Origin of the sequence: Actinomyces ruminicola (assembly GCF_900103885.1) — a bacterium.
Lineage (GTDB): Bacteria > Actinomycetota > Actinomycetes > Actinomycetales > Actinomycetaceae > Actinomyces > Actinomyces ruminicola.
This window is the reverse complement of record NZ_FNIM01000001.1, coordinates 507,698-526,024: the sequence shown is the minus strand read 5'-3', so window position 1 is coordinate 526,024 and position 18,327 is coordinate 507,698. Positions and strand designations below refer to the sequence as shown.

General features: G+C 70.4%; 17 protein-coding genes. 16 read left to right on the top strand and 1 reads right to left on the bottom strand.

Annotation, left to right across the window (positions count from 1 at the left end):
• Positions 1 to 23: 23 nt before the first annotated feature.
• The gene (locus tag BLR49_RS02225; RefSeq protein ID WP_092532659.1) at positions 24 to 713 is read left to right on the top strand and encodes a response regulator; all 690 of its coding nucleotides are present in this window, start codon (positions 24 to 26) and stop codon (positions 711 to 713) included.
• Positions 714 to 728: 15 nt separating this feature from the next.
• Here the strand turns inward: BLR49_RS02225 and BLR49_RS02220 are convergent, their stop codons facing one another.
• Complete coding sequence (locus BLR49_RS02220; protein WP_092532656.1) at positions 729 to 2,711, bottom strand: oxidoreductase; 1,983 nt, start codon at positions 2,709 to 2,711, stop codon at positions 729 to 731.
• Positions 2,712 to 2,896: 185 nt separating this feature from the next.
• On the opposite strand from BLR49_RS02220, the gene BLR49_RS02215 reads away from it, so the two are divergent.
• The 15 genes from BLR49_RS02215 to BLR49_RS02145 all read left to right on the top strand — a co-directional run bounded on the left by BLR49_RS02215 (position 2,897) and on the right by BLR49_RS02145 (position 18,160).
• The gene (locus BLR49_RS02215; protein WP_092532653.1) at positions 2,897 to 3,577 is read left to right on the top strand and encodes an L-threonylcarbamoyladenylate synthase; all 681 of its coding nucleotides are present in this window, start codon (positions 2,897 to 2,899) and stop codon (positions 3,575 to 3,577) included.
• Positions 3,574 to 4,722 (top strand): MraY family glycosyltransferase, encoded by a 1,149-nt coding sequence (locus BLR49_RS02210; RefSeq protein WP_092532651.1) that lies wholly within the window; start codon positions 3,574 to 3,576, stop codon positions 4,720 to 4,722. Before BLR49_RS02215 ends, BLR49_RS02210 begins: the two co-directional genes overlap by 4 nt.
• Before the next feature lie 26 nt (positions 4,723 to 4,748).
• The gene (locus tag BLR49_RS02205; protein WP_092532648.1) at positions 4,749 to 5,204 is read left to right on the top strand and encodes a hypothetical protein; all 456 of its coding nucleotides are present in this window, start codon (positions 4,749 to 4,751) and stop codon (positions 5,202 to 5,204) included.
• Positions 5,205 to 5,527: 323 nt separating this feature from the next.
• A complete protein-coding gene (gene atpB, locus BLR49_RS02200; protein ID WP_092532645.1) occupies positions 5,528 to 6,352 on the top strand; it encodes a F0F1 ATP synthase subunit A in 825 nt (274 codons plus the stop codon).
• 62 nt (positions 6,353 to 6,414) lie between these two features.
• Positions 6,415 to 6,618: an ATP synthase F0 subunit C gene (gene atpE, locus BLR49_RS02195; RefSeq protein WP_092533395.1), complete on the top strand. Its 204-nt coding sequence runs from the start codon at positions 6,415 to 6,417 to the stop codon at positions 6,616 to 6,618.
• 13 nt (positions 6,619 to 6,631) lie between these two features.
• Positions 6,632 to 7,216: a F0F1 ATP synthase subunit B gene (locus tag BLR49_RS02190; RefSeq protein WP_245690309.1), complete on the top strand. Its 585-nt coding sequence runs from the start codon at positions 6,632 to 6,634 to the stop codon at positions 7,214 to 7,216.
• Positions 7,213 to 8,037 carry a F0F1 ATP synthase subunit delta gene (locus tag BLR49_RS02185; protein WP_092532642.1) on the top strand — a complete coding sequence of 275 codons (825 nt, stop codon included), beginning with the start codon at positions 7,213 to 7,215 and terminating at the stop codon, positions 8,035 to 8,037. The genes BLR49_RS02190 and BLR49_RS02185 overlap by 4 nt, the downstream gene beginning before the upstream one ends.
• A gap of 85 nt (positions 8,038 to 8,122) precedes the next feature.
• The gene (atpA, locus tag BLR49_RS02180; protein ID WP_092532639.1) at positions 8,123 to 9,754 is read left to right on the top strand and encodes a F0F1 ATP synthase subunit alpha; all 1,632 of its coding nucleotides are present in this window, start codon (positions 8,123 to 8,125) and stop codon (positions 9,752 to 9,754) included.
• Between the two features lie 5 nt (positions 9,755 to 9,759).
• On the top strand, positions 9,760 to 10,704 hold the full coding sequence (locus BLR49_RS02175; RefSeq protein WP_092532636.1) for a F0F1 ATP synthase subunit gamma: 945 nt from the start codon (positions 9,760 to 9,762) through the stop codon (positions 10,702 to 10,704).
• A gap of 77 nt (positions 10,705 to 10,781) precedes the next feature.
• Entirely contained in the window at positions 10,782 to 12,236 is a 1,455-nt protein-coding gene (gene atpD / locus BLR49_RS02170; RefSeq protein ID WP_092532633.1) for a F0F1 ATP synthase subunit beta, read from the top strand.
• Between the two features lies 1 nt (position 12,237).
• Positions 12,238 to 12,585, top strand: coding sequence for a F0F1 ATP synthase subunit delta/epsilon (locus BLR49_RS02165; RefSeq protein ID WP_092532630.1), 348 nt, complete (start codon positions 12,238 to 12,240; stop codon positions 12,583 to 12,585).
• A gap of 8 nt (positions 12,586 to 12,593) precedes the next feature.
• Complete coding sequence (locus BLR49_RS02160) at positions 12,594 to 12,995, top strand: DUF2550 family protein (protein ID WP_092532627.1); 402 nt, start codon at positions 12,594 to 12,596, stop codon at positions 12,993 to 12,995.
• Positions 12,996 to 13,539: 544 nt separating this feature from the next.
• The gene (locus BLR49_RS02155; RefSeq protein ID WP_143013669.1) at positions 13,540 to 16,128 is read left to right on the top strand and encodes a PEP/pyruvate-binding domain-containing protein; all 2,589 of its coding nucleotides are present in this window, start codon (positions 13,540 to 13,542) and stop codon (positions 16,126 to 16,128) included.
• Positions 16,112 to 17,410 carry a glycosyltransferase gene (locus BLR49_RS02150; protein ID WP_092532621.1) on the top strand — a complete coding sequence of 433 codons (1,299 nt, stop codon included), beginning with the start codon at positions 16,112 to 16,114 and terminating at the stop codon, positions 17,408 to 17,410. The genes BLR49_RS02155 and BLR49_RS02150 overlap by 17 nt, the downstream gene beginning before the upstream one ends.
• Before the next feature lie 18 nt (positions 17,411 to 17,428).
• Positions 17,429 to 18,160 (top strand): TetR/AcrR family transcriptional regulator, encoded by a 732-nt coding sequence (locus BLR49_RS02145; protein ID WP_092532618.1) that lies wholly within the window; start codon positions 17,429 to 17,431, stop codon positions 18,158 to 18,160.
• Positions 18,161 to 18,327: the final 167 nt, after the last annotated feature.

Sequence of the window (18,327 nt, the reverse complement as noted above, 5' to 3'; positions counted from 1 at the left end):
CACCCCAGACCCAGGAGACTCCAATGACCCAGCCCTCCGCCCCCGCCACGTCCGAGACTCCGCTGCGCGTGCTCGTGGTCGACGACCACGCCCTGGTGCGCGCCGGTGTGCGCGCCGAGCTCGCCGCTGACGCCCCCGACCTGGAGGTGGTGGCCGAGGCCGACGACGTCGAGGGCGCCATCGCCGCCGTCCACGCCCTGACCCCCGACGTGGTGCTGCTGGACGTGCACCTGCCCGGCGGCAACGGCGGGGGAGGGGCCGAGGTCGTGGCCGCCTGCCGGGACGTGCCCGCCACCCGCTTCCTGGCCCTGTCCGTCTCCGACGCCTCTGAGGACGTCGTCGGCGTCATCCGCGCCGGCGCCCGTGGCTACGTCACCAAGGCCATCTCCTCCACCGACCTGGCCCAGGCGGTGCGGCGCGTGGCCGCGGGGGATGCCGCCTTCTCCCCGAGGCTCGCCGGCTTCGTGCTGGACGCCTTCGGCGCGGGGGCCGGGGAGGTGGCCGTGGCCGACTCCGAGCTGGATCGGCTCTCTGCCCGCGAGCGCGAGGTCATGCGGCTGATCGCCCGCGGCTACACCTATAAGGAGTGCGCCGCCGAGCTGTTCATCTCCGTCAAGACGGTGGAGACCCACGTGTCCGCCGTGCTGCGCAAGCTCCAGCTGTCCAACCGCAACGAGCTGACCCGCTGGGCCGCCGCCCGCCGCATCGTGTAGGCGGCCGGCGGCGGCTTACAGGGCGAGCGCGGCGACGTAGGCGTCATTGATGGCATCGCCGACCTTGCGCGGCTTGACACAGTCGCCGACCCGGATGACCTCGGCGTCGGGAACTGCCGCGGCGAGGGCGTCGCCCTCGCCTGTGGCGGGTCTGAGGCCGAAGGCCGTGATGACGGTGTCGGCCTCGACGAGCTCCTCGGCGCCGTCGGGCCCGGCCAGGCGCACGCCGTCGGGCGTGATCTCCTTGACCAGGGCGCGGGTGCGGATCTCGACCCTGTGCGCCTCGAGCTCGCGCAGCAGCGAGATCCGGTTGAGCATCAGCATGTCCCCGGCGATCGCCTCGGCCATCTCCAGGATGACGACCTCGTGGCCCGCCTGGGCGATCTCGAGCGCGGCGTCGGCGCCCGACAGGCCGCCGCCGCACACGACGACGCGCTTGCCCAGGGGCGCCCCGCGGTGGAACTCGAGCACGTCGACGGGCCGTGCCCCGGGGGCGACGGCGACCGCTTCGGGAACGAGGGGGTGCGAGCCGATGGCGAGGACGAGGACGTCGGCGCCGGTGAGGACCTCGTCCTCGGGCGTGACCTCATGACCCAGGTGGATGCTCACCGTGGGGATCTGCTCGAGCTGGTGCTCCCACCAGCCGATCATGCGGAACAGCTCCCGCTTGAATTCGGGGGTCGCCGCGGGCAGGAGGACGCCGCCGATCCCGTCACCCTTGTCGTACACCTCCACGCGGTGCCCGCGCAGCCCGGCGACGCGCGCGAACTCGAGTCCTGCCGGGCCGGCGCCCACGACGACGACGCGCTTGGGCTCGGCGACGCTGCCGGGTTCGATGACGCGCTCGAGCTCGAAGCCCGCCTCGGGGTTGACCGCGCAGGCCACCGGCAGCCCGAAGAAGGCGTTGCCGGTGCACAGTTGGTTGCAGCGGATGCAGGGGCGGATGTCGGCCCGGCGGCCCTGCGCGAGCTTGACGACGATGTCGGGGTCGGCGATGAGCGGGCGTCCCAGTGCCACCAGGTCGGCACTGCCCTCGGCGATGAGCCGCTCGCCGATCTCAGGGGTGAGGGAGCCGCAGGCGGCCACGGGGATGGAGACGACCTCCTTGACCCTGGCGGCGGCCTCCCACATCGGGGCGTCGCCGAGGTAGTACGGCGGGAAGACGTAGTCCATGGCCTCGTAGGAGCCGTCGTCGCACAGGATCATGTCGAGACCGCCGGCCTCGAGGGCCTGGACGAGGGCCTGGGTCTCCTCCCAGGTGCGCCCGCCCTCGAATCGGTGGTTGACCGAGATGCGGAAGGAGGCGATGCAGCCGGGGGCGTTGTCCTTGATGGCGCGCAGGCACTCCACGGCGAAGCGGGCGCGGTTGCCGGGCGAGCCGCCGTACTCATCCGTGCGGCGGTTCCACACCGCGCTCATGAACTGGTCGACGAGGTAGCCGGTGTGGCCGTGCAGGTCGATGGCGTCGAAGCCCGCCTCGGCCCCGCGGCGGGCGGCCTCGCCCACGCGCTGGACGATGAGGCGGATCTCCTCGGTCGTCAGGGCCCGGCAGCGGCGCGAGGGGTCGAAGAAGTAGGTGTTGTCCGAGGACGAGACCGGCTCCATCCCGAGCTCGTCGTAGTACTGGTTGTTGCGGCCCAGGCCGGGGGTGAGCTGGAGGGAGGCCAGGCCGCCGCCGGCGTGGACGGCGTCGGCGATGCCGCGCAGGCCCGGGATGCACTCGTCGGAGTCGACCCGTGCCAGGCCCTTGTGCACGGGCTCGAGGTCGGACTGGACGAAGTTGATACCGGTCATGACGACGGCGGTGCCGCCGACGGCGCGGGCCCCGTAGTAGGCGGCCTCGCGCGGGGTGGAAAGCCCGTCCTCGGTGCACATCTCGGTGCCCATGGGCGGCATGAGGACACGATTGCGCAGGACGTGCCCGGCGATCGTCAGGGGCGACAGGAGATGCGGGTAGGCGGAGTTCGGTGCGGTTGCCTGGCGGGTGGTGGTGGGCATGGCTGGCTCCTCGGATGTCGACGCTGACACGGTGTCAGTTCACCGCCAATTCGTGAGCAGCGCCACTACCGAAGGTCCCCATTGGCTGAAACGCAACCCGCCCCTCCCCGCCCCATCGTGAGCATGCTCGGCTCCCACCATGATTCCGGGGCGCGTGCGCGCGCGTACGGCTGAATCGTGCGAGGATGACGGCCGTGACAGAGCAGGCCCATCCGGAGCCGGCGCCCGAGCAGATCGCCAGGGCCGCCGCGCACGTCGCCGCAGGCGGACTCCTCGCCCTGCCCACCGACACGGTCTACGGCCTGGGCGTGCGCGCCGACGACGCGGCCGCCGTCGCCCGGCTGCTGGCCGCCAAGGGACGAGGCCGCTCCATGCCGCCGCCGGTGCTGGTCGCGGACGTAGCCCAGCTCGACGGCGTCGTCGCCCACGTCCCGGACGCCGCTCGCGCCCTCATGGAGTCCTTCTGGCCCGGGGCGCTGACCCTGGTGCTCGATGCCGCCGTCGGCCTCGGTTGGGACCTGGGGGACACCGGCGGCACGATCGCCGTGCGCATGCCCGACCACCCCCTCGCACTGGCCCTACTGCGCGCCACCGGCCCCATGGCGGTCACATCCGCCAACGTCACCGGCAGCGCCCCGGCGACCGACGCCGTCGGCGTGCGCGCCGCCTTCCCGGGCCGCGTCGTCGACGTCGACGGCGACGCAGACGCCGCGGGAGCCGGGGACATCCTCCTGCTCGACGGCGGGCCCACCCCCGGCCCCGTCCCCTCCACCATCGTGTCCCTGGCCGGGCGGGCCACCCGGGCCCCCGAGATCCTGCGCGAGGGCGTTATCACCCGTACGCAGTTGGAGGGGATGGGCGCGTGAAGGTCTACCTGCTGGTGCTGCTGGTCGCCGCGGCCGTCACCTATGTGGCTGTGCCGATCGTGCGCCATCTTGCCCTGGTCAGCGGTGCGCTCACCCCGGTGCGGGCGCGGGACGTGCACTCCACCCCCATCCCGCGGCTGGGCGGAGTGGCCATGTTCGCCGGCTTTGCCACCGCGATGGTCGTCGCCTCCCAGGTGCCCTACCTGTCCAACGTCATCGACTCCTCCGCCTGGGCCGTGGTGCTGGGTGCCGGGCTGGTGTGCGTCCTCGGCGTCATCGACGACCTGTGGGAATTGGACTGGATGACCAAGCTGGTCGGGCAGGTGCTGGCCGCCGGCCTTATGGCCTGGCGGGGCGTCCAGCTGATCACCTTCCCCGTCGGCGGGCTGACGATCGGTTCCTCGCGGCTGTCGCTTTTCTCCACGATCATCGTCGTCCTGGCGGTGATCAATGCCGTCAACTTCGTAGACGGCCTGGACGGACTGGCCGCCGGCATCATCGGCATCGGCGCCTCCGCCTTCTTCCTGTACATATACGTGCTCACCCGCACCACCTCCCCGGAGTCCTACACCTCCCTGGCGGCCACGGTGATGGCGGCGCTGGTAGGCATCTGCCTGGGCTTCCTGCCCCATAACTTCCATCCCGCCACCATCTTCATGGGCGATTCCGGCTCCATGCAGCTGGGGCTGATCAGCGCCGCCGGCACGATCATCGTCACCGGGCAGATCGACCCGGGCACGCTCGAGGGGCCGACGGCCGTGCCGGTGTTCCTGCCCGTGCTCATTCCCCTGGCGGTGCTGCTGCTGCCGCTGATGGACATGATCATGGCGATCGTGCGCCGCACCCGCGCCGGCCACAGCCCCTTCCACCCCGACCGCATGCACATGCACCACCGGCTGCTCGCAGCCGGTCACTCCCACCGCCGCGCCGTGCTGGTGATGTACGTGTGGGCGGCGGTGGCCGCGTACTCCGTGGCGGCCATGGCCTTCTTCCCCTTGAACTGGGTGCTGGTGGGCAGCCTCGCAGGCGTGGGCATCGCCCTGGTCGTGACCGTGGACCTGATGCCCGGAGTGCGCCAGGCCTGGGCACGACGCCTGGGCGCCCGACACGTACGTGCCCGGCACGGCTCGGGAGGACGCCGTTGAAGCAGGAACGGTCCTCTCCCCGGCGGATGTCGCAGCAGGGATTGTTCCGGCGCACCGCAGTGCGCGCGGGTTGTGCGGGCGGCGCCATTACCGCCGTCGCGCTGGTTGCCGGTGCCCTGGCGGGGGGCACCGCCTGGACCGGCGCCGCCTGGGGCGCCCTGACCGGGGGCTTGCTGACCGCTATCACCGTGGTCGCCCTGCTCGTGCCCTGGGACCGCTTCCCGATGCTGGCGTCCGCCGGAGTCATGGCCTCCTTCGGCGGGAAGGTCCTGGTGATGATCGGGATGGTGCTGGTGCTCGGGGGTCACCGGGAACAGCTGGCGCCGGGCTGGTTCTTCTGTACCTTCGCCGCAGTGCTGCTGGGGGTGACGGCCGTGGAGGTCGTCTCACTCGGCTCCGGCAGCCATGCGCCCTCCGGCCGGTCGAACACGAACGAGGGCGGGCGCAATGGTGAGAACGACGAAGTGAACCCGGGCGCATAGTCGCCGGGTCCGCGATGTCGGCCACTGGACTGCCACGGGGGCGCCCGTAACGGTGTCCCGCCGCCAACACCCCACCCACGGCGCCGTCGGCCGTGGCACCCCGACGTCCGCCATAGCTACCGATCTGGGCACGTGACTTCTACCGATCTCGGCGAAAGTGCGACCGGGGCGGAAGACAGGTAAGGTCATACCCCTGTGGAAGGGAGTAGCATGACCGCGAGGCGCCGGCGCCGGATACGGTGGCGAATGCCCTCGGTCACCGCGGTCACCTCGCGGCGGCACGACGGTGCCTCGAAGTCCGTAATCGTCCCCGAGGAGGTCCGGTGACCACGAGCGCGACCCTGGCGGCCGGCTTGGCCGCCATCGCACCGGCGGCGGACGGAGGCGGCTTCGAGCCACCCTCGCTCGACGACTTCTATCCCCAGGCCTTCGCCCTGGTGGGCACGCCCTTCGAGCTGAACCGGGTCATGCTGGTGCGCATCATCATGACGCTGGTGCTGGTGGCCCTGTTCGGCATCGGCGCGGCCCGCGCCAAGGTCGTGCCGGGGCGCATGCAGAACCTGCTGGAGATGCTGCTGGAGTTCGTGCGCAAGAACATCGCGGTGGAGATTCTCGGCGAGAAGTACGGTGCACGCTATGCGCCGATCATCACCACGATCTTCCTGGGCGTGTTCTTCCTGAACATCTCCGGCATCCTGCCCGGGCTGCAGATCGCCTCCACCGGTGTGGTCGGCATGCCGCTGGTGTTCGCCATTGTCTCCTACATCGCCTTCGTCTATGCGGGCGTGCGCGCCAACGGGGCGGGCAAGTTCGTCAGGGGAGCACTCGTCCCCGCGGGTGTGCCCGGCTTCCTCTACCCCCTGATCATTCCGGTGGAGTTCCTCTCCACCTTCGTGCTGCGTCCGCTCACGCTGACCGTCCGTCTCATGGCGAACATGATCTCGGGGCACCTGCTGCTGTCGCTGTGCTTCCTGGCCACCAACGCCCTATTCGTCTACGCCACCGCTCAGCTGAAGGTCCTGGGCACGATCACCTTCGTGGCGGGTATTGTCTTCATCCTGTTCGAGGCCTTCGTCGCGGCCCTGCAGGCATACATCTTCGCCCTGCTGTCCGCCGTCTACATCGAGTCCTCGGTGCACATGCACTGACCCCCTCATCCGCCCACTGACCCCCATCCGCACCCACCAACACGAGGAGATACCACATGGGAATCACCGGTTCTATCGCGACCATCGGCTACGCCCTGGCCACCGTCGGTCCGGCCCTCGGCATCGGCATGGTCGTGGCCAAGACCCAGGAGTCCACCGCTCGTCAGCCCGAGGTCGCCGGCGTGCTGCGCACCAACATGTTCATCGGCGCGGCGCTGATCGAGGCCCTCGGCCTGCTCGGCTTCGCCGCCGGCTTCGTCTTCTGAGGACTGATCGGGCATGACTGTCGGTGCCGTCATGGCGGCCGAGGCCGGGGCGCCGGAGGGTATCTTCCTGTTCGTGCCGCACCTGGCCGACCTGGTGTGGGGCACGCTCTGCTTCCTGCTCATCGCCGTCGTCCTGGTCAAGTACGCCCTGCCGCGCTTCAACGCGGTGCTCGACGAGCGCACCGCCAAGATCGAGGAGGGCCTGGCCCTGACTGAGAAGGCCAAGGAGGAGCAGTCCGACGCCGAGGCCCGGGCCGCCCGCCTGGTGGAGGACGCCCGCCTGGAGGCCGCCAAGATCCGCGAGAACGCCCAGACCGAGGCGGAGAAGATCATCGCCGCCGCCCGTGCCGAGGCAGCCGGTGAGGCCGGCCGCGCCATGGAGGCCGCCGAGCGGCAGATTCAGGCCGACAAGCAGGCCGCTCAGATCTCGCTGCGCGCCGACATCGGCCTGCTGGCAACCGACCTGGCCGAGAAGCTCGTAGGCGAGCACCTGGCCGACACCGAACTGTCCGGACGCGTGATCGACCGCTTCCTCGACGAGCTCGAGCACACGCCGGTCAGCCCCGCCTGGTCAGCGCGAGCGGGGGCGGTTCGGTGAAAGCCGGCACCTCCGCCACCCGCGCGCTCACCGAGGAGGCCTGGGCGCCCGTCCTGGCTGCCGCCGGGGCGCAGGGGCAGGAGCTCGGCGAGCAGATCCTCGCCGTCGCCCACGAGATCGCCTCCAACGCCCTGCGCGGGCCGTTGACCGACCCCAACCGGGAGCCGGAGGACAAGGCCTCCCTGGCCTGCCGCCTGTTCACCGGACGGGCGGATGCGCGCGTGGTCGAGCTGCTGCAGGGCATGGTGCGCGGCCGCTGGTCCCGGGCCGTGGACCTGATCAGTGCCCTGCACGATCTGGGCATACAGGCCATTCTCTCCGGCGCCCAGGCCGGCGGCACTCTCGACGACGTCGAGCAGGAGCTCTTCGCCGTCGCCCGCGAGGTCGCCGCCAACCGGGAGATCCGGCAGGCACTGGAGCCGGCCCGCCGCACCAGCACCGACGCCCGGGTGCGCCTGGCATGCCGCCTGTTCGCCTCCCGCATCTCCGGCCCGGCCATGACCCTGGTCGTCTGGAGCGTGCGCCACCAGCCGGAGGTCGCCGTCGGCGGGGTGCCCTACAACCTCAGGCGCGTCACCGAGCTGGCCGCCGCCATGCAGAACCGGGTCATCGCCGACGTCGTCACGGCGGTGCCGCTGACGACGGCGCAGCAGGCCCGCCTGCGCGAGATCCTGGTCCGCCGGCTGGGATTCGACGTGGAACTCAACCTTGAGGTCGACCCTCAGGTCATCGGTGGCGTTCGGGTGATGGTGCGCGACCTCGTCATGGACAACACCGTGCGCCACTCGCTGGCCGGGCTGCGCACCAGCCTGACCGGATGACGCGGCCCGCGGATACGGGTGCCGCCCACACAAGCCAAACGAACAGCTGCGACAATGCAGCAAGCCACAGCGAAGGAGACGACAGATGGCTGATATGACCATCGCAGCGGAGGACGTCCGCTCCGCCCTGGAGGAGTTCGTCGATTCCTACCGGCCGGCCCAGGTGGCCGCCGACGAGATCGGGCACGTGGTCTTCGCCGCCGACGGCATTGCCCACGTGGAGGGCCTGCCCGGGGCGATGGCCAACGAGCTGCTCACCTTCGAGGACGGCACCGCCGGACTGGCGATGAACCTGGACGAGCGGCAGATCGGCGTGGTCATCCTGGGCGACTACTCCGGCATCGACGAGGGCCAGGTGGTGCACCGCACCGGTGAGGTCCTCTCGGTACCCGTGGGCGACGCCTTCCTCGGCCGCGTCGTCGACCCGCTGGGACGGCCGATCGACGGGCTCGGCGAGATCGCCGCCGAGGGGCGCCGCGCCCTGGAGCTGCAGGCACCCGGCGTCATGGCCCGCAAGTCCGTGCACGAACCGCTGCAGACGGGGCTGAAGGCCATCGACTCCATGATCCCGATCGGCCGCGGCCAGCGCCAGCTGATCATCGGCGACCGCAAGACCGGCAAGACCGCCATCGCCCTGGACACGATCCTCAACCAGAAGGCGGCCTGGGAGACGGGCGATCCGAGCCAGCAGGTGCGCTGCATCTACGTGGCCACCGGGCAGAAGGGCTCCACCATCGCCTCCGTGCGCGCCACCCTGGAGGAGCGCGGCGCCCTGGAGTACACCACCATCGTCGCCTCCCCGGCCTCGGACCCGGCCGGCTTCAAGTACCTGTCCCCGTACACCGGCTCCGCCATCGGCCAGCACTGGATGTACGGCGGCAAGCACGTGCTCATCGTCTTCGACGACCTGTCCAAGCAGGCGGAGGCCTACCGCGCCGTCTCCCTGCTGCTGCGCCGTCCGCCGGGCCGCGAGGCCTACCCCGGTGACGTCTTCTACCTCCACTCCCGGCTGCTGGAGCGCTGCGCCAAGCTGTCCGACGCGCTGGGGGCCGGCTCGATGACCGGCCTGCCGATCATCGAGACCAAGGCCAACGACGTCTCCGCCTACATCCCCACCAACGTCATCTCCATCACCGACGGGCAGATCTTCCTGCAGTCCGACCTGTTCAACGCCGACCAGCGCCCCGCCGTCGACGTGGGCATCTCGGTCTCCCGCGTCGGCGGGGACGCCCAGATCAAGGCGATGAAGACCGTGGCCGGCACGCTCAAGATCACGCTGGCCCAGTACCGCTCCATGCAGGCCTTCGCCATGTTCGCCTCCGACCTGGATGCCGCCACTCGCCAGCAGCTGACTCGTGGTGAGCGACTCATGGAGCTGCTCAAGCAGCCGCAGTTCACCCCCTACCCGGTCGAGGAGCAGGTCGCCAGCGTGTGGGCGGGCACCAACGGCTACCTCGATGACCTGGACGTCACCGACGTGCTGCCCTTCGAGCGCACCCTGCTGGACCACTTGCGCCGCAACACCGACATCCTGGCCACCATCCGGGACACCGGCCGCCTGGACGAGGACACCGAGGAGGCGCTGCGCCAGGCCGTGGAGTCCTTCCGCACCACCTACCTGGCCGGCGGGCGCATGCTCTCCGGCCAGGTCGAGGCGCTCGAGGAAGAGGTCCCGGCGGAGCACACCGCCGAGCAGATCGTGGTCAAGAGGGGCTGACCGACGTGGCAGGGAACCAGCGCATCTACAAGCAGCGCATCCGGTCGACCCAGACGCTGCAGAAGGTCTTCCGGGCGATGGAGCTCATCGCCTCCTCCCGGATCGGTTCCGCACGCCACAACGCCCAGGAGGCCGGCCCCTACGACCACGCCCTGAGCCAGGCCGTCGCCGCCGTCGGCACCCACGCGGCCCTGGATCACCCCCTCACCCGCGAGCGGGAGGACACGGACCGGGTCGCCGTCCTCGTGCTCACCTCGGACCGGGGCATGGCCGGCGCCTACTCCGCCACCATCCTGCGGGAGACCGAGCGGCTCATCGAGCAGCTGGTCGAGGCCGGCAGGGAACCGGTCCTGTTCACCTACGGGCGCCGTGCCGCAGCCTACTTCGCCTTCCGCGGCCGCCCGGTGGAGTTCTCCTGGACCGGCGAGTCCGACCGCCCCAGCGACGCCTCCATCGAGGAGGTCGCCACCGTCATGCTGGACTACTTCCTGTCCAGTCCCGAGGCCGGCGGCGTGGCGGAGGTACACATCGTCTTCACCCGCTACGTGTCAATGGTCTCGCAGGTGCCCGAGGTGCGCCGCATGCTGCCGCTGACCGTGGTGGACGTGGATGGCCCCGGCGAGCTCAGCCGCGAGGACCTGGCCGCCGACGTCGAGCGGGTGCGGGCCGAGCGGACCGGTGCGCGGCCGCTGTACGAGTTCTCGCCCAGCGCCGACGCAGTCCTGGACGCCCTGCTCACCCGCTACGTGCGCAGCCGCATCCGCAACGCCCTGCTGCAGGCCGCCGCCTCCGAGCTGGCCAGTCGGCAGCAGGCCATGCACACGGCCACCTCCAACGCCGAGGACCTGATCGCCACCTACACCCGCCTGGCCAATGCCGCCCGCCAGGGCGACATCACCCAGGAGATCACCGAGATCGTCTCGGGCGCCGACGCCCTGGGCTCGCAATAGCGGCCCGGCCCCGCCGGCCCCACCAACAGCCACCCGCCCCCGCAGCTTCTGGCAGAACGGATACGGAAGAACGCATCATGACCGACACGACCCCCCAAGGGACCCCCGCCACCGCCATCGGGCACGTCACCCGGATCATCGGCGCCGTCGTCGACGTCGAGTTCCCGCCGGACGCGATCCCGGCGATGTACAACGCGCTGAAGGTGACCGTCAACGCCACCGGCGAGGGCGAGGAGGCCCACGAGATCACCCTGGAGGTGGCCCAGCACCTGGGCGACAACATCGTGCGCACCGTCTCGCTCAAGCCCACCGACGGGCTCGTGCGCGGCTCCGAGGTGCGCGACACCGGCGCCCCCATCTCCGTGCCCGTCGGTGACGTCACCCTCGGCCACGTCTTCAACGTCACCGGCGAGGTGCTCAACCTCGAGCCGGGCGAGCACCTGGAGATCAATGAGCGCTGGCCGATCCACCGTCAGCCGCCTACCTTCGAGCAGCTGGAGCCCAAGGAGCAGATGTTCGAGACCGGCATCAAGGTCATCGACCTGCTCACCCCCTACGTGCAGGGCGGCAAGATCGGCCTGTTCGGCGGTGCCGGCGTGGGCAAGACCGTCCTCATCCAGGAGATGATTCAGCGCGTCGCCCAGAACCACGGCGGCGTGTCCGTGTTCGCCGGCGTCGGCGAGCGCACCCGTGAGGGCAACGACCTGATCGGCGAGATGGACGAGGCCGGCGTGTTCGACAAGACCGCGCTGGTCTTCGGGCAGATGGACGAGCCGCCGGGCACCCGGCTGCGGGTGGCGCTGAGCGCGCTGACCATGGCCGAGTACTTCCGGGACGTGCAGCACCAGGACGTGCTGCTGTTCATCGACAACATCTTCCGCTTCACCCAGGCCGGCTCCGAGGTCTCCACGCTACTGGGCCGCATGCCCTCCGCCGTCGGCTACCAGCCCAACCTGGCCGATGAGATGGGTCAGCTGCAGGAGCGGATCACCTCGGCAGGCGGCCACTCCATCACCTCCCTGCAGGCGATCTACGTGCCCGCCGACGACTACACCGACCCCGCCCCGGCCACCACCTTCGCCCACCTGGACGCCACCACGGAGCTGTCCCGCGACATCGCCTCCCGCGGCATCTACCCGGCGGTGGACCCGCTGGCCTCCACCTCCCGGCTGCTCGCCCCCCAGTACGTGGGCCAGGAGCACTACGACGTCGCCACCCGCGTGAAGTCCATCCTGCAGAAGAACAAGGAGCTGCAGGACATCATCGCCATCCTCGGCGTGGACGAGCTCTCCGAGGAGGACAAGGTCACCGTGGGCCGCGCCCGCCGCATCGAGCAGTTCCTGTCCCAGAACACCTACATGGCGGAGAAGTTCACGGGTGTGCCCGGCTCCACGGTGCCGCTGGCGGAGACGATCGAGGCCTTCCGGCGCATCACCGAGGGCGACTACGACCACCTGCCCGAGCAGGCCTTCTTCAACATCGGCGGCATCGAGGACCTCGAGCGCCGCGCGGCAGAAATGGCGGACGCCTGACATGCCCGGCGAGCGCAGTCTGAGCGTGGAGGTGGTCTCCCGCTACGGGGGCGAGGCCTGGGTCGGCACCGCCGCCCGGGTCTCGGTCCCGCTGCCCGACGGCGAGCTCGGCGTGCTGCCCGGGCGGCAGCCGATCCTGGCTGTGCTCGGGCGCGGCAACGTGCGCATCACCCCGACCGAGGGCGAGGCGGTCAGCATTCCCGTGGCCGGCGGCTTCTGCTCCGTCTACGGCGACGTGGTCACCGTGGCGGCCGACGCCGCCGGCGCGGAGGTGACCGACTCCGCCGTCACCGTAAGTGACGTTCTCGCCGAGACCATCGTCATACCCGGCGTGGGCATGCGGGACTGAGGGAGGGCATGCCGGTGTGGGAGATGGTCGTCGCCGTGGCGCTAGTGGTCATTGCCCTCACCGGAGGATTCCTGCTACGGCTGCGATATCTGGCCGGGCGGGTCGGCTCTTTCGAATGCGCGTTGCGTCCGGCGGGCAGTCGGCACTGGATCAGCGGCATTGCGGTATTCGGCTATGACGAGCTGGAGTGGCACCGACTCGTCTCCCTCGGCCTGCGTCGCCGTCGTCGCTTCAGGCGTGACGACCTCGAGCTCGGGCCGGTGCACCGGCGCGGCCAGGGCGGGCGGGTCGTCGATGTGCACTGCCGCTACCGCGGCGAGGACTTCGAGCTGGCCATGGTCGAGGACTCGCACTCCGCCCTGGTCGCCTGGATCGAGTCCGCCGCCCCCTCCCAGCCCACGCTCTTCTAGCCGCAGGCCGCTGCCGCTCTGCCGCCCCTCGCCGAGATCGGTAGATATAACCGTCGAGATCGGTAGAAGCTACGTGCCGAGATCGGTCGAAGTGGTCTGCGAGACCTGGGCGAGCATAAGTGGTGCTTCCGGTTCTGGCAGTCGGGTGTGGGGGCTGTGTGGTCTGTGGAGCCTTGGTGGGTGAGTTCTACCGGTGGCGGGAGGCCGCCGCTGTCGGGGCGTCTGCTACTGGCTGCTGTGGTGGCGGGAGCCTTCGAGGACGCGGGCCTACCCGTCAGGACGGTGGAAGACCGTCGAGCACGCTGCTGTGAAGGGCGTCTTGGGCGGCTGCCCCGCGTGCTGGTGGTTCGCCCCGCGTTGTCGGCGGGCCTGCGACGCCGTCATGGCCCGCCGTCCCGACTACACGCACCGCCCGAACAGCCCCACCCAGCAATCACACCCGCAAACTCGAAGAGCGCATGACTTCCGACGCCTTTGCTGACCATTTGACTTGATTTGGTCAGTTAGTCATGATTGGTGTGTGGTACACGCCCCTCCGCAGTTCATGAACGGAGTCCCCTTGATTCTCTGGCTTGACGACGCTGATGCCGCCGATCGCTCCCGGACGGGTGGCAAGGGTGCCTCCCTGGCGCGGTGTCGCGCACTGGGCCTGCCCGTCCCCGACGGCTTCTGTATCACCACCAAGGCGTTCCTCGCCGGCGCGCGGACGCGCACTCGGGAAGTGGGTGTGCGCGGCTCCGAACCGTTTCCGTTTCCGCCCGGGCTTGAGTCCGCGCTGCTCGACGCCTATGACCGCCTGGGACGGCCCGCAGTCGCGGTGCGCTCCTCGGGGGCGGATGAGGACGGCCGCAGCATCAGCCTGGCGGGGCAGCACGAAACTGTCCTGGGCGTCTCAGATCAATTCGCGCTGCTCGACGCCGTGCGCGCCTGCTGGGCCTCCGCCTTCAGCGAGCGGGCGACCGAGTACCGTCACCGGCGGGAGATTCCACAAGCGGCACCCCTCGCTGTCATCGTCCAGCGAATGGTAGAGCCCGAGGTCTCGGGGGTGCTGTTCACGCGTGACCCGGTCTCCGGGGCGGAGGACGCGGCGGTGGTGAGTGCGTCGTATGGGCTGGGGGAGAGTGTGGTCTCCGGGCTAGTGGTGCCCGACATATTTCGGCTGCGCCAAACCCCGCCGCAGGTGCTCAGCCTGGAGTTGGGCGCGAAGGCGACGCGGCTGGATCTGACCCCGCATGGCGTCGTCGCGACCGAAGTATCGCCGACCGAGCGCGAGCGGCTGTGCCTCAACGAAGACCAGCTGCTGCGCCTGCTGGAGGTCGGCATGCGCTTGGAGGAGTACTACGGGTGCGCGCAGGATGTCGAGTGGGCGCTGTGCGACGGCGACGTCGTGCTGCTTCAGTCCAGGCCCGTCACGGCCGGCGTCGGCGGGTCCGACCGGGCCGACTCCACTCGCCGGACCGACCTGGGCGATGACGCCTCCCCGCATGCCGCAGCGCGTTCAATGCGCGCCCGCGCGGAAGACCTGATCCGCGCCGACGTCGCCGAGCACTTGCCTTGCCCCTATCCGCTTGATTTGGGTGCTGCGCGCCGCCTCGTCGAGGCCGTGACGGCGCTGCTGTCGCGCGCCGGCCTGAATCCTCCAGCCCCGCAGGCACTGCTCCGAGGCGACGCCGACGGCGCCATCCGCCTGCACCCCGCTCTGCCGTCGCAGCATCCGGGGTGGCTCACGCGCCTGCCCGCCGTCGTCGCGCGCAGCATCCGCCACGATCCCGCCCTTTGGCCGCAGGAGGAGGCCGCCATGCGCAGGCGGCTGGATCGCCTCACGCGGCGTGTTGATCGCCGCGCCGAGGCCGACTCCGCCGCCCTCCTCCGGCTCCTGGATGAGGTGATCGACGCGGCCGCTCACGTCCTGCACGACCGCTACCGCCATTATCTCTTGCCGCTCGCCTTGAATCGTGCTGCCACCATGGGGCTGGCGGCGACGGCCGGTCTGGGCCGTGGCGTGCGGGAGGAGGACTTCTACCGGGATCTGTCTTACGTGACCGCGGCGGCTAACGCCGGGACCGCGCGCCTGGCCGAGCGGGTGTGCGCGCTCGGGCTGGAGCGGACGCTGCTTGCGGACGGGCCGGAGCCTTTCCTGGACGAGCTCGCCGCCACGCCTGCGGGACACCGGTTTCACGCCGAGCTGCACCAGTTCCTGGATGAGTACGGTGCTCGCGCCGGATCGCCCTACCTGGCCTTCTCCGCCAGGTCGTGGCGCGAGCGCCCAGAGGACCTGATGGGGATCATTGCGGCACAACTGCGTGGGGCAGCCGCTGCGCCCCGCGGACGGGCGCAGGGACCGTCATCCCCGCGCGACGTGGTGCAAGAGGTGGCGGCCCGGCTGCCCGCGCCGCTGCGCCGCCGCTGGTACCGGTCCGTAGCGCGGCAGCGCGCCCTGCACGTCGGGCGCGAGGGGACCCTCTACCTGATCGAGGAGTTCTTCTTGCAGGCCCGCCGGATCATGGATGAGATCGCTGACCGGCTGGCGGTCCGCGGCCTGCTGGAGAGCGCGGAGGATGTGGTCTTGCTCTACGACGCCGAGGTACGCCGGGCCTTGAGCCATCCGGCGGGCGCGGAGCTGACGCGCCTGGTCGACCGGCGCAGAGACGCCCGCGCGCAGGCCGAGGAGGCTTGGCGGCGCAGCTGTGGCACCGTAAGCGGAGGCTCGGACCGGGGTGTCTCGGACCAAGGCGGCCCCGCAGGCGAGTCGGCGCTGCGCGGGCTCCCGTCCGCCGCCGGCCGGGCCCGCGGGCGGGCACGGGTGATCCTAGGGCCGCGGGACTTCGGGCGCCTGAGTGCCGGGGAGGTGCTGGTGTGCCCATTCACCGACCCGTCGTGGACCCCGCTGTTCTCCCTTGCCGCCGGCGTCGTCGCCGATGCGGGCGGGCCGCTGTCGCACGCCGCGATCGTCGCCCGGGAGTACGGCATACCCGCAGTGCTCGGAGCCGACGGCGCCACTGCGCGGATTCGCGACGGCGATCTGATTGAGGTGGACGGCTCGGTCGGTGTGGTCATGCGGATATCGGCGATGGGCGATCCGTCTGTGATGGCTGCCGAATCGATGGGGGATGACAATGGCGACCTCGGCTGACACCCGGCGGGCGGTGTCGGGGCGGCGGCGGGCCCGGGTCCTGTTCGCCCCAGAGAACTTCAACGTCGCCGAGGTGACTCGGGGAGTCACAATCGCCCGGCGCCTGCCGCCCGACATTGAATGTGTGTTCGCCGGATACTCCGACCGCAATCGGGAGATCATTGAGGAGGCCGGATTCGAGTACCGCCTCCTGAGCCCCCGCCTCGATGACGCTGATGCGCAGGCGCTTCTCGCCCTGGATCAGGGACGCGCACTGCGTAACCCCTTCACCGACGAGATGCTCGCCGGCAGGGTCGCCTCCGAGCGGTCGCTCATACGCGAGCTCCGTCCGTCTGCGGTCGTCATAGGTGCCACGCTCAGCCAGTTCATCTCCGCACGGGCCGAAGGAGTCCCGCTGGTCTTCGTCCGTCCCTTCGCCTACTCCCTGGCACACTTGCAAGCGGTGCGCGACTCGTCCGCCACCGGCGTCCTCGCGCGCACCACCCCCGCGCAGCGGGCCGTTGACGATCTGGTCGCACGAGCCTTGACGAAGCTCCACCGACATGTTAGCCCGCCGGGATCGTTCCGGCGGATCGCCAAGGCCAATGGGGTCCATCTTGATGAGGATCTGGTCCGCTTCTTTACTGCGGACCTCAACCTGATCACCACTGCGGCGCATCTGCTTCCGTCCTGGGTGGAGATGCCGCCCGGTCATCGGGTGGTCGGGCCGGTCTATGCCAGTCTGCCCGGGCCAGTTCCCCCGCTGGTGAATGAGTTGGCATCCCGTGGTGAACCGGTTGTCTACTTCGCGGTGGGCTCGTCTGGGGGACGGCAACTGGTACTCGACGTGCTGCCTCGTCTCGCGCACGCCCCCTGTCAGGTTCTCGCCCCGGTCCGCGAGCACCTGGACTCAGCCGACCTGGCGGTACTGCCTGCGAATGTCCACGTGACCGGGCGCCTGCCCGCGGACCGCCTCGGCGGCGCCGTCGACCTGGCCATCACCCACGGCGGGGAGGGGACCGTGCAGACCAGCAGTGTGCAGGGGTGGCCCTTCATTGGCATCCCGCTTCAGCTCGAGCAGCGCTTCAATATCCAGCGCTGCGTCGACTATGGCTCGGCGCTCATGGTTCGACGCCGGGAGGCGGCCGACGTCGATTGGCCCGCGCTCGTGGCCGACGCGCTCATTGACCGGCGCCTGGGCGCGCGGGCCGAACGGATGGCGCTCGAGCTGCGGTCGATTGATGGGCCGGCCGCCGCCGCGGCTGCGATCTCCGAGCTGATCCCGGACGGCCGGAGTCATTGACCGCAATATGATGCTCCCATGCGCAAGCCTGGGCACGCCTCCGGGGCGGCGGTCTCCGCCCTTCCCGAGCGGATCCTCACCGCCGCCGCGGAGCTTGTCGCTCGCCATGGTCCCCAGAAGACCACCGTTGCCGAGATCGCCCGGGCGGCCGGCGTCGGCAAGGGGACCGCTTACCTGTACTGGCCCAGCAAGGAGGAGTTGCTGCTGGCGCTGCTCGCCCATGAGCTGGTGGCATGGATCGGCTCCGTGCGCGCCGAGGTGGTGCGGGACCCCGAGCAGCTGCGCCTGTCGCGGTTGGCGGTGCTGCTGCTGCGCTCGTGGCGGCACGAGCTGGTTGAACTCATCGTCTCCAATGTGTACCTGCGGCGGATTCTCACCGCGCACCGCGACTCCCGCGAGACGCTTGACCGGTCCATGCCGCTGGAGTTGTGCCTGCGCGTGCTGCCCCTGTTGCGGCGGGACGGACTCATGCGCGACGACGTCGACGCGCATGAGCAGGCTTACGTCTTCAACGCCGTGATGACCGGGTTCGTCATTGGCAAGGTGGCGGAGCGTACCGATTCAACGGTAACCGACCCGGATGCCGCGCTCAGTCGCACCGTGCGCGTGCTGCTGGAGCCCGCTGCGGCCCCGGACCGGTCCCAGTGCGAGCGGCTGCTGCCCGAGGTGCTCGAAGTGGTCGACCGCGCCGTCGCCGAGTTGGAGGAGTTGATGTACGGGGCGGCGGCGTCCGCGGGTGGGGTGAACTGAGCTTCTGCGGTGCGTTGCGTCGGCCGGTCTCGGTGCGTCGTCGCCGGTCCGGGCGTGTTGTTGGTGCCGTTCTCGGCGGGCCATTTCGACCGATCTCGACGGTTATTGCGACCGATCTCGATGGTAACGTCGACCGACCTCGATGAGGAGGGGAAGGTCGGCGCGCT

Coding starts and splice junctions, on each gene's coding strand:
- BLR49_RS02225 (WP_092532659.1), top strand. CDS start 24: ATGACCCAGCCCTCCGCCCCCGCCACGTCCGAGACTCCGCTGCGCGTG.
- BLR49_RS02220 (WP_092532656.1), bottom strand. CDS start 2,711: ATGCCCACCACCACCCGCCAGGCAACCGCACCGAACTCCGCCTACCCG.
- BLR49_RS02215 (WP_092532653.1), top strand. CDS start 2,897: ATGACGGCCGTGACAGAGCAGGCCCATCCGGAGCCGGCGCCCGAGCAG.
- BLR49_RS02205 (WP_092532648.1), top strand. CDS start 4,749: ATGTCGCAGCAGGGATTGTTCCGGCGCACCGCAGTGCGCGCGGGTTGT.
- BLR49_RS02190 (WP_245690309.1), top strand. CDS start 6,632: ATGACTGTCGGTGCCGTCATGGCGGCCGAGGCCGGGGCGCCGGAGGGT.
- atpA (WP_092532639.1), top strand. CDS start 8,123: ATGGCTGATATGACCATCGCAGCGGAGGACGTCCGCTCCGCCCTGGAG.
- atpD (WP_092532633.1), top strand. CDS start 10,782: ATGACCGACACGACCCCCCAAGGGACCCCCGCCACCGCCATCGGGCAC.
- BLR49_RS02165 (WP_092532630.1), top strand. CDS start 12,238: ATGCCCGGCGAGCGCAGTCTGAGCGTGGAGGTGGTCTCCCGCTACGGG.
- BLR49_RS02160 (WP_092532627.1), top strand. CDS start 12,594: ATGCCGGTGTGGGAGATGGTCGTCGCCGTGGCGCTAGTGGTCATTGCC.
- BLR49_RS02155 (WP_143013669.1), top strand. CDS start 13,540: ATGAACGGAGTCCCCTTGATTCTCTGGCTTGACGACGCTGATGCCGCC.
- BLR49_RS02150 (WP_092532621.1), top strand. CDS start 16,112: ATGGCGACCTCGGCTGACACCCGGCGGGCGGTGTCGGGGCGGCGGCGG.
- BLR49_RS02145 (WP_092532618.1), top strand. CDS start 17,429: ATGCGCAAGCCTGGGCACGCCTCCGGGGCGGCGGTCTCCGCCCTTCCC.